This is a genomic window from Mesorhizobium hawassense, from assembly GCF_003289945.1.
GTDB classification, from domain to species: domain Bacteria; phylum Pseudomonadota; class Alphaproteobacteria; order Rhizobiales; family Rhizobiaceae; genus Mesorhizobium; species Mesorhizobium hawassense.
On the sequence record NZ_QMBP01000045.1, the window covers coordinates 1 to 9,928 of the forward strand.

Consider the following 9,928-nt stretch of genomic DNA (forward strand, 5'->3'; position numbering starts at 1 on the left):
AGAACCGCAAGAAGCGCATCTTCATCGACTTCCACCGCAACGCCCGCGGCCACACCTCCGCCGCCCCCTATTCGCTGCGCGCCCGCACCAACCTGCCTGCCTCGACGCCGGTGAGCTGGACCGACCTGGAGACGATCGACGCGCCCGAGGATCTGAACTACGCCTCGCTGCCGGGATTGCTGGAGACGTCGGGCGATCCGTGGGCGGAGATCGATGAGGCTGCAAGGGATCTGCCGGGGTTTGAGAAGGCAAGTTAGCAAGGGGCGTCGAGTTCCTTCGCGCCCCCCTCTGTCCTGCCGGACATCTCCCCCACAAGGGGGGAGATTGGATGTCGCGTCGGCCTTCGCCAATCGCCGACGTTGCAAGGGTAGCGCCGGCGGCGAAGCTGCCAATCTCCCCCCTTGTGGGGGAGATGTCCGGCAGGACAGAGGGGGGCGCTGTCCCGCCAGCGTCTCAGTCCATCTCCATCGACGCTCGCTACAATTTGAACTATCCTCCGCGCCAACCCACCCCCGAAAAACATTTCGTCAGGAATTCAGTTGTACCATCAGGGGTCGGTGTAGGATTTCGGCAGCCCCAATCGTCCTCCGGACGAAGCGCTGCAAAGAGCATGGACAAGACCATGCTGCAACTAACTGTCAGTGCATGGCCGCGTAGGAGTTCATCATGGCGCCCAGGGCAAGTTGGAAAGGTTACCTCAAGCTCAGCCTCGTCAGCTGTCCGGTCCGGCTTTATCCGGCCACCAGCGCGAGCGAGCGCATCTCGTTCAATCAGCTGCACAAGAAGACGCATAACCGCATCAACATGAAGCCGGTCGATCCAGAGCTTGGCCTGGTCGAGCGCTCGGACCTGGTGCGCGGCTACGAGTATGAGGACAAGCAGTACATCATCATCGATGACGCCGACCTCGATACGGTCCGGATCGAATCCAACCATACGATGAACATCGAGGCCTTCGTCGACGAGGGCGAGGTCGATGTGATCTACCAGGACGCGCCCTATTACCTGGCGCCCGACGGCGCCATGGCGGAGGAAACCTTCGCGGTGCTGCGCGAGGCGATGCGCAAGTCCGGCAAGGTCGCCATCGCGCGTCTGGTGCTGTCCAGCCGCGAGCGCGTGGTGACGATCGGCGCGCGCGAGAACGGTATGTTCGTCTGCACGTTGAGGAACCCCAACGAAGTGCGCGGCACGACTGAATATTTCGGCAACATCCCGGATGCCAAGCCCGACGCGGAAATGCTGCAGCTGGCCGAGGCGCTGATCAAGCAGAAGGAAACCCACTTCGATCCGAAGAATTACGAGGATCGCTACGAGGTGGCGCTGATGGCGATGATCCGCGAGAAGCTGAAAGGCCACAAGCCGATCATCGCGGCCGCACCGGAGCGCGGCAACGTCATCAACCTGATGGACGCGCTGAAGGCGAGCCTGTCGCAGCAGGCGAAGCCCCCGGCCAAGTCGAAGAGCAAGGCCGAGGAAGCGCCGGCAAAACCCGCCAAGAAGGCGGCCGCCGGCGGCGCGCCTGAGAACCCGCTGAAGGCGAACCTGTTGAAGGCCGTCGGCAAGAGCAAGAAGTGACGGGAAGCAAGTGACTGGAAATGCGGGGCCAGCGATCGTTCCCGGCGCCGTCTTCGGCGTCGTCGGCGCGCTGGCCGCTTTTCCATTGCGGCTCGCCGCGCGCGAGGTCGAGCGCCGCCATGCGGAGCTGCGGCGCGGCGTCACTCGCCGCACCTCCCACGTCGTCTTCGGCCGAGCGCTTCTCGCCAGGGCCGGACTGTCGAGGACCGGCGATGCCGAGATCGAGCGCCGGGCGAAGACCGAGCGCCAAGCCAGCCGCCAGCTCGTCAGCGAAAACGGCTTCCTGCGCCTGCTCGGCCTGATGAACGCGCCCGACGCCTCGTCGCTGTCGCGGCAATCGCTGATCGACCAATCGCGGCTCGCCGGCGCCGATCTCGACCTGCTGTCGCTGTTCGATGCTTTCGAGCATGACGGCGAACCGTATTCCTTCCGCGACCTGATCTTGGCAAAAAAATATGCCGGGCTGATCGCCAGCGGCGCCTCCTGGGGCGCGATCGCGCGTTCCGTCCACCGCTCCGGTCCGGTCGCCTCGCTCACCGCCAAGTCGCTCAATCTCGGCTCGCAGCATGGCCGCCCGGATGCGATCTATCTCGACGAGGGCAGGAGCGAGCTCGACGGCCAATTGCTGTTCGATCTTGGATCTTCGGAAGACGACACGCTGGAAGAACTGTTCGCCGAGGCGGAAGCCGCGGAAGAGGAGGGGCGCCACGACGATGCCGCGGCACTTTACCAGCGCTGCATGGCGATCGACCCGAAGGACGCCATCGCAGCCTTCAACCGCGCCAACTGCCTGCGCGGCGCCGGCAGCGTGGCGGAGGCAGCGCATGACTATGCCCGCGCGATCAAGCTTGACCCTGGCTTCGTCGAGGCCTGGTTCAACCTCGCCGGCCTGATGAGCGACGAAGGCAAGACGGCCTCGGCAAGGCGGCATTTGCAAAAAGCAATCGCGCTCGACGAGACCTATGCCGACCCGGTGTTCAACCTCGCGCGGCTGGAGTTCGATACCGGCAATCTGACGGAAGCGCGGCGGCTATGGGTGCGCTATCTGGAACTGGATGCGGAGTCCGAATGGGCGCGGACCGCGCAGAAGGGGATTCAGTTCGTGGATTTGCATATGGCGCGGACCGCGGGGTAGGCAGTGACGGTCGATGCCAAGTTCATTCGAACGCGGGTCGCTGAGGAGCTTCACGCGCGACTTGGCGAGCGATGGTTCGAACCGGGCACCCCAAAGCTGATCATCGCCCGCACGGGCAATCTAACAGACTTCAACATTGAGCTGGATTGCTACACGGACCGCCGCTACGGCGCGTATGACTGCGAGCTTGCAGCGGAGTTCAAATGGAAGAAATTCTCCAAGCTGTGGAAGGATTTCGATGCCTGGTATGAAGTGAAGGATCCGAGTTCGGCTCAGTTCAAAACCGGCAACGCTCGAAAGCTGAACCGCGTATTCCTCCGAAAAGGCTTCAATGCCATAGGCGGAGATTTTCAATCCTCCAGCCGGCCCGTCTTCTGGGTCGCCGACGAACAGGACCTGGATGCCTTCATAGCTCAGTGCGCTGCTGATCTCGAGGGCAAGGTCGGCGCATGGATCAGGCGATGGTTCACCTGGGAGTCGGCGCTCGATGTGATGGACGGTAATTCGCAATTGTGCGGGGCATGGCGAGACACCGCCTATTTCTGCTTGCTCGAGCAGGCTCGTGGGCGTGAAGCCGCTTGCAAGTGGATAGATGGTATCGATGCGACAGGCTGGCCTGGATTGCTAGCAGCACAAGTAGAATATCTGCAATCGCAAGTTTGCGGCCCGGGTGCCGCGCAAGCATAGTCTTGCAGCATAATTCTAGAAGGATTGGTGGGCTTATGTTCAGAAAGACCGTCCCATGACCCACTTCCTCTTCGACGGCGATGACACCGCCCCCGTCACCATTCTGCTCGCCCATGGCGCCGGCGCGTCTATGGACTCGTCCTCGATGGCCGCCACCGCCAAGGCGCTCGCGGCCGCCGGTTTTCAGGTCGCGCGCTTCGAATTCCACTACATGGCGGCGCGCCGCTACGGTCACCGCAAGCCGCCGCCGCGCGCCGAAACGGTGAACCCCGAATACATCAAGGCCATCGCCGATCTGCGCGCCAGGGGCGTGACCGGCAAGCTGATCATCGGCGGCAAGTCGATGGGCGGGCGGGTTGCCTCCATGGTCGCCGACGAGATGTTCGCCAAGGGCGAGATCGCCGACCTGGTCTGCCTCGGCTACCCGTTTCATCCGCCCGGCAAGCCGGAGCAATTGCGGACCAAGCATCTCATCGATCTGAAGACGCCGACGCTGATTTTTCAAGGCACGCGCGACGAGTTCGGCACCAGGGAGGAAGTCGCGACCTACGGCCTGTCCAAGGCCATCGAGGTGGTCTGGCTGGAGGATGGCGATCACGATTTGAAACCGCGCAAGGCGATCTCGGGTTTCTCGACGGCAGATCACTTGAAGACGGTGGCGGAGACGATCAAGGCCAGGCTGGCGCAACCATAAGCAGCATGCTCTCAGGCGTTGGCGCCGCCCCTCATCTGGCTGCCGCCATCTTCTCCCCGTAAAACGGGGCGAAGGGGCTGTCGTCGCTGGTTTCGCCAATCACCAGCGTTGCAAATAGGGGAGCCGGCATGGCGGCCAGCCTCTTTCTCCCCGTTCACGGGAGAAATGCCCGGCAGGGCAATGAGGGGCGGCGCCGACGCGGCGTGGTTGGCAGCCTGCGCATCAGCGGTCCTGGGGCGACCACCCCTTGCGGCCATCTCCGCCTTCCTGCTTCATGCCGGTGATGAAAATCGCCACCTTCAACATCAACAACATCAACAGCCGGCTGGACAACCTGCTCGCTTGGCTCGCCCGCGCCAAGCCCGACGTCGTCTGCCTGCAGGAGCTGAAGTCCCGCGACACCCAATTCCCGCTGACCCGCCTTGCGAACGCCGGCTATGGCGCGGTGTGGAAGGGCGAGCCGACCTGGAACGGCGTCGCCATCCTGGCAAAAGGCGCCGAGCCGGTGCTGACCCGCGACGCGCTGCCCGGCGACGATGCCGACCGCCAGGCGCGCTACATCGAGGCGGCGGTCGACGGCGTCGTCGTCGCCTGCCTCTATGCCCCGAACGGCAACCCGCAGCCGGGGCCGAAATTCACCTACAAGCTCGCCTGGCACGAACGCTTCGCGGCGCATGCGGCTGAACTCCTCGACACCGGCTTGCCGGTCGTGCTCGCCGGCGACTTCAACATCGTGCCCGAGCCGCGCGACATCTATGACACCCGCTCCTATGACGACAACGCGCTGGTGCAGCCCGAAAGCCGCGCCGCCTTCGCGGCACTCGTCGAGCAGGGTTGGACCGACGCGCTGCGCAAAGTCTTCCCGAAGGAGGCGAAGCTCTACACCTTCTGGGACTACCGCCGGAACCGCTGGCCGCGCGATGCGGGCCTCAGGCTCGACCACATTTTGCTGTCAAAGAAGCTGGCGCGGAAACTGAAAGCGGCGGGCATCGACCGCGAGGTGCGGGGAGGGGACAATTCCAGCGATCACGCGCCGGTCTGGGTGGAGTTGGGGTGAGTTCTCCCGAAGAACGCCGAAGGTAGCGATCCTTCGCGCCCCCCTCTGTCCTGCCGGACATCTCCCCCACAAGGGGGGAGATCAGATGTTGCGCGGGCTTTCGCTAATTGTCGACGTTGAAAGAAGGGCGCGGCGCCGAAGCTGCCAATCTCCCCCCAAGTGGGGGAGATGTCCGGCAGGACAGAGGGGGGCGCTGTCCCGCCAGCGTCTCCACGTTTGACCCCAGCATCTCGCAAGTAGTGGCTGTGCAGCAACGACCTCTCACGTTAGCTTTTGCAGGACGTGGAAGGGGGATCTCAGACCTCATGCTTTTCATCTTGGGTAATTTTCTCCAGCCATCGCCTCGCCATGGCTGACACCATCCTCGTCGTCCTCGTCTCGGCCTTCGTCCTTGCCGGCGCCGGCGGCCTGATCGCGGTTGCGCTGCGCCGGCGCCGGAAGCGCCGCAGGGCGCGCGGCAATCCCGATCCGGCCGGCGACTATGCGCCGCGCGCCAATTGGGCGCCGACTTCCGGCAAGCTCAACTTCTCGTCCTTCGTCTACATGGATGTCGATGGCGACGGCGTCTATGGCGGGGCGGACCGGCCGATGGCGGGCATCGTGGTGCGGCTCCATGACGAACGCGGCACCTTCCTCGCCGCCGCGCGCAGCAATGGCGCCGGCTTTGCCAATTTCGCGATGTCGGCCAAGCGCCGCAGCGCGGTGATCCAGCGGCCCGGGCTCTACCGCTTCTCTGTCTCGGTGCCGCCCGGCTGGCGCGCCAGCAGTGCCAACGCGGACCAGCCGGTGCGCCTCATGGAAGCGCCGGGCTCGATGGTCGGCCTCGCCGGCGAGGGGTTGCCGAAACCGGTCGGTCTGGCGCCGGGGCGGACGGTGAGCGGCGGCACGCCGGCAGGCTCCGGCGCCACGCTGTCGGTCATGGGCAAGGGCCAGTTGCTCGAGAGCCGCGCTCTGTCCGCGGACGCCGCCTTCCGCTTCCCGCTCGACGTCGATGCCGATGAGATCGTCGTTACAGGCTCCGGGCTCGACCGAAGGCTCAAACTGTCGGCCTATCCGGTCGATTTCGGCCGGTTGTCGCCCGGCGCGCCGGCGCCCGAGGCAAGGCTCACCACGACTGGCTTCGACGACATAACGCCGCGCGGCCTGTACAAGGTGCCGTCGGGCCATGCCGGGCTCGACTGGCGCAATCTCAACGCCATGTCGCGCGACCACACGCCGAACAGCGAGGGCTATGTCAACGGCAACGTGTCGGGCGCCTATATCGCCTATACCAGCAGCGGCCATCCTGGCGAGTTCGGCCGCGCCGCGCCCTTCGGCTTCCATTCGGTGATGCTGACCGCGGCCTGGCTCACGTCGGAAGGCGAGGTGGCGCTGGTGGAAAGCTGGCTGGGGGGAGAACTGGTCGCCAGCGACGAGGTCGTGCTGTCGGCGCTGGCGCCGGTCCACTACGCGCCTATGCTTAAGGCGGTGACGCGCGTGCGCCTGTCGACGAAGCATCACTGGCAGATGGTGCTGGACGATCTGGTTCTGGTGCTTTGACGCAGGCTGGCCAAAGCACGGCATTCTTGCGCTACCTAACCAAGATCAACGCGCGTCGCTTGAAGGTCGTGCAACGCACGTTCGGTTTAGATGACGGGAGAAGCGGCGCCGTTGGCCGTGATGGCCGAAAGCCTGTCCTTCTTGACCAGGGTCGGCCTCGCATAGGTCTTCTTCATCCAAGCTCTCCTGAAGATTCCGCCGGATGATCTCATGCGCGCGCATTCTGTCAAGCAAGCCTTCGGACGGACCCTTCCGCGCTGCGCATTTCTTCTTACTGCGGTGAATTTATATCGTCAGGTCGTGCTGCCGTTGGCGAGCGAGGCAGTCGCCACAACCGCTGAAAGCTTGCCCTTGCGGACCAAAACCGGCTTCTCGTAAATCTTCTTCACTCCGCATTCCCCCTATCGATTCCGCCGTCAAGGAGCGGCGCCGTTGACGATCGACGCGCCCGCCACGACCATCGAAAGCTTGCCCTTGCGGACCAAAACCGGCTTCTCGTAAGTCTTCTTCATTCGAATTCCCTCCTCGAAATACAGGCGGATAATCTCATATGAGCCGTTTCTGTCAATAACCGGCGGGAAAAGGGCCATGCTGTTCCTGGGGATAGCGTTTTACTGATGTAACCGCCTCCCAATAGTGGGATGCCCGCGCCGGCCGGAACCGGATGCGCAAGATATCGCCCGGCAAAGCTGTGTGATGTCTTGCACTTAGCCTCGGCCGCGAGCTCGGCTATGATGCCTTGGCCGCTTGCCGCCTCCATATTGTTGCGGAGGAAGCGGCAAGGGCGCGGGGGGACGAAATGAAAAGATCGACCGACAGGCTGCTGGCGCTGGCGATGCTGATCGTCGGCATTGCCTGCTTCGCCAGGCTTTATCCGGCGCTGGTCGGCGGGCCGCTGGCGACGGCGCGCCTGGAAGTCTTCGGCGTGGTCGGCGCGCTGTCGGTTCTTGCCGGGCTGCTGTTCCTCGCCGGACTGCTGTCCGCCGCGGCAAGGCATGATCCGACCGCTCCCGTGTTCGGCCGCGACGCCGAGATCGCGCCGACCGGCCATCCGTGGCCGCGCCGCGTCGCGTTGGCTGTCCCGCTTTTGGCGCTGTTCGCCATCGTCGTCGATCAGGTCGATCCCTGGCGGACGCAGGATAACGAACCGGTGAAGCAGGTCGCGACGGCGCCGGTTGAGCCGAAGCAAGCGCCCGAGCCGAAGACAGCCCCTGAGGTAAGCGTCAAGCCAGCCGCGCCCGCGACGGCGCAACAGGAGGCCGCGAAGCCGGAGTCGCCCGTCGAACCCGCCGTGCAGTCCACGCAGCCCACGCAGCCCGTTCCGCCCACGCCGACAGTCGTCGCACCGGTCGAGCGCGAGCCTGTCCAACTCGCATTACCCGCCCAGCAGACCGCTCTCGCACCCGTCACGCCGCCGGAGACCGTGGCGCCGCCTCCGCAGGCGCCTCCGGCTCAGCCCACCGCGCCGGAAGGCCATCGCGACGCCGTCGTCTGGCTGGCGGTTTCGGCCGACGGCCGCGAGATCATGAGCGCCAGCACCGACCGCATGATCAAGCTCTGGGACATCGACGGCCAGCGGCTGATCCGCGACCTCGGCGAGCATAAGGACATGGCCCGCGTCGCGCTCTTCATGCCCGGCGGCAAGACCGCGCTCACCGCCGGCGACGACGGCGAGATCGTGCTGCGCCAGCTCTCCGACGGCACGGTGCTGCACGTCTTTGCGTCGGGCCGGAATGGTGGCGTCAGGGATCTTGCCATCAGCCCCGACGGCAAACTGGCCGTCAGCGGCCACGACACCGGCTCGGTCGTCGTCTGGGACCTGGAGAAGGGCACTGTCCTGCATGTGCTGCCCGGCCATGACTGGTCGGTCAGCTCCGTCGCCGTCTCGCCCGACGGCACGCGCGCCATCTCCGGCAGCATCGACGGCGAATTGAAGCTCTGGGACGTCGTCGCCGGCAAGCAGTTGCGCAGCTGGCACGGCCACGACCGCGGCGCCTATGGCGCGGTCTTCACCGCCGATGGCCACCATGCCGTGACCGGCAGCGGCGACTACACGATCAAACTATGGGACCTCGATACCTTCAAGGAAGTCCGCCGCTTCGACGGCCATTCCGGTACGGTCTATGCGCTTGCCCTATCGGCAGACGGCAAGCGTCTCGGCTCCGTCTCGCTCGACGGCACGGCGCGCATCTGGAACATGGACACCGGCGCCGAGATCGCCGAATTCGACCCCGGCACCGGGCCGATCTACTCGGTTGCCTTCGCCGCCGACGGCACGCTTCTCACCGGCGGCATCGACCGCACCATCCGTGACTGGCCGGCTGCCGGAGGGGACGGCAAGGTGCTGTTCGCGGGCGCGCCGGAGTAGAGCCCTACCGGTTCGACGGGTGCCGGAACCGTGGGTGACCTTTTTTGAGTTGTTCTTCCGGGATGAAGGCTTTTCCGCAATTCCCGCAAAAGAACCCATTCAGGAACTGTTGCAATGGCTCACCCTTCAAAAAAAATCGGTCTCGACATCGTCAACCCGCAGGGGAACGGCGTACCTCTCTCGGGAATCCTGCCCGTTATAGACTTCGTCGATCAGAACCAGCTTGGGCCGAACGGCTCTGTCGGACTTGCACAGCGGACATGGTTCGAGAGCGCTCATCGATGATGCCTTCGCGTGAGGACCATGGCGTGGACTTTAGCAGCTTCATGAAGTGGCGGCGATGGGGGATGCTCGCGAGCGCGCCAGAGCAGAGACGTTGAGGGTTGGCGAAAGCGGTTGAGAGCGCAATCTCCCCCCTTGTGGGGGAGATGCCCGGCAGGGCAGAGGGGGGCGCTGTCCCGCCGGCCTTTCAGCTAATTTCTACCGCCTTCCACGCAGGTCTTACAATGCGGCTATGAACCAGGGCCGTGATCCTTCGCGCCCCCCTCTGGCCTGCCGGCCATCTCCCCCACAAGGGGGGAGATCAGCAGCGGCGTGCTCAGCGCCATTCCTCCAACGCGATTGCGGAAAGCGTATGCGCCAGCCAACCTTCCCCCTTGCGGCGAAGACACCCAGCGGGGCAAGAAAGTGACTGCACGCCAATTGAGCGAGCCTGAGCCACCGTCAAAGGCAAGAGCATGAATAGTTTCCTGGACGAGGTTGAAGCATCGTTTCCCGCAGCGCTGCACCTTCCTGAAGAGCTCAGGATGGCACTCCGCTGGATGGAGCAAAATGGCTTTGTCCAGCAGGAGGCAATTCGCTACTGCGGACTTT

11 protein-coding genes are annotated in these 9,928 nt (G+C 64.5%); 8 read left to right on the plus strand and 3 right to left on the minus strand.

Features of this window, described 5'->3' with window-relative positions; all coding sequences use genetic code 11:
• From ligD to DPM33_RS35400, 7 genes are all read left to right on the plus strand, one after another.
• A partial coding sequence (gene ligD, locus DPM33_RS35360; protein WP_483466567.1) for a non-homologous end-joining DNA ligase LigD occupies positions 1 to 257 on the plus strand: 257 nt, incomplete at its 5' end.
• Positions 258 to 666: 409 nt separating this feature from the next.
• Positions 667 to 1,575, plus strand: coding sequence for a non-homologous end joining protein Ku (ku, locus tag DPM33_RS35370; protein WP_112102200.1), 909 nt, complete (start codon positions 667 to 669; stop codon positions 1,573 to 1,575).
• Between the two features lie 10 nt (positions 1,576 to 1,585).
• Positions 1,586 to 2,710: a tetratricopeptide repeat protein gene (locus tag DPM33_RS35375; protein WP_167449327.1), complete on the plus strand. Its 1,125-nt coding sequence runs from the start codon at positions 1,586 to 1,588 to the stop codon at positions 2,708 to 2,710.
• A gap of 3 nt (positions 2,711 to 2,713) precedes the next feature.
• Entirely contained in the window at positions 2,714 to 3,397 is a 684-nt protein-coding gene (locus DPM33_RS35380; RefSeq protein WP_112102201.1) for a hypothetical protein, read from the plus strand.
• Positions 3,398 to 3,452: 55 nt separating this feature from the next.
• A complete protein-coding gene (locus DPM33_RS35385) occupies positions 3,453 to 4,091 on the plus strand; it encodes an alpha/beta hydrolase family protein (RefSeq protein ID WP_112102202.1) in 639 nt (212 codons plus the stop codon).
• Between the two features lie 283 nt (positions 4,092 to 4,374).
• Positions 4,375 to 5,148, plus strand: a complete 774-nt coding sequence (locus DPM33_RS35390; RefSeq protein ID WP_112102209.1) for an exodeoxyribonuclease III — start codon at positions 4,375 to 4,377, stop codon at positions 5,146 to 5,148.
• 348 nt (positions 5,149 to 5,496) lie between these two features.
• Positions 5,497 to 6,687, plus strand: a complete 1,191-nt coding sequence (locus DPM33_RS35400; protein WP_112102203.1) for a hypothetical protein — start codon at positions 5,497 to 5,499, stop codon at positions 6,685 to 6,687.
• An 86-nt stretch (positions 6,688 to 6,773) separates the two neighbouring features.
• On the opposite strand, the gene DPM33_RS35405 is transcribed toward DPM33_RS35400, so the two are convergent.
• From DPM33_RS35405 to DPM33_RS35415, 3 genes are all read right to left on the minus strand, one after another.
• The gene (locus DPM33_RS35405; protein ID WP_112102204.1) at positions 6,774 to 6,863 is read right to left on the minus strand and encodes a putative RiPP precursor; all 90 of its coding nucleotides are present in this window, start codon (positions 6,861 to 6,863) and stop codon (positions 6,774 to 6,776) included.
• A 117-nt stretch (positions 6,864 to 6,980) separates the two neighbouring features.
• Complete coding sequence (locus DPM33_RS35410) at positions 6,981 to 7,076, minus strand: putative RiPP precursor (RefSeq protein WP_112102205.1); 96 nt, start codon at positions 7,074 to 7,076, stop codon at positions 6,981 to 6,983.
• A 27-nt stretch (positions 7,077 to 7,103) separates the two neighbouring features.
• Complete coding sequence (locus tag DPM33_RS35415) at positions 7,104 to 7,199, minus strand: putative RiPP precursor (protein ID WP_112102206.1); 96 nt, start codon at positions 7,197 to 7,199, stop codon at positions 7,104 to 7,106.
• A 287-nt stretch (positions 7,200 to 7,486) separates the two neighbouring features.
• On the opposite strand from DPM33_RS35415, the gene DPM33_RS35420 reads away from it, so the two are divergent.
• Positions 7,487 to 9,055, plus strand: coding sequence for a WD40 repeat domain-containing protein (locus DPM33_RS35420; protein ID WP_112102207.1), 1,569 nt, complete (start codon positions 7,487 to 7,489; stop codon positions 9,053 to 9,055).
• Positions 9,056 to 9,928 lie beyond the last annotated feature (873 nt).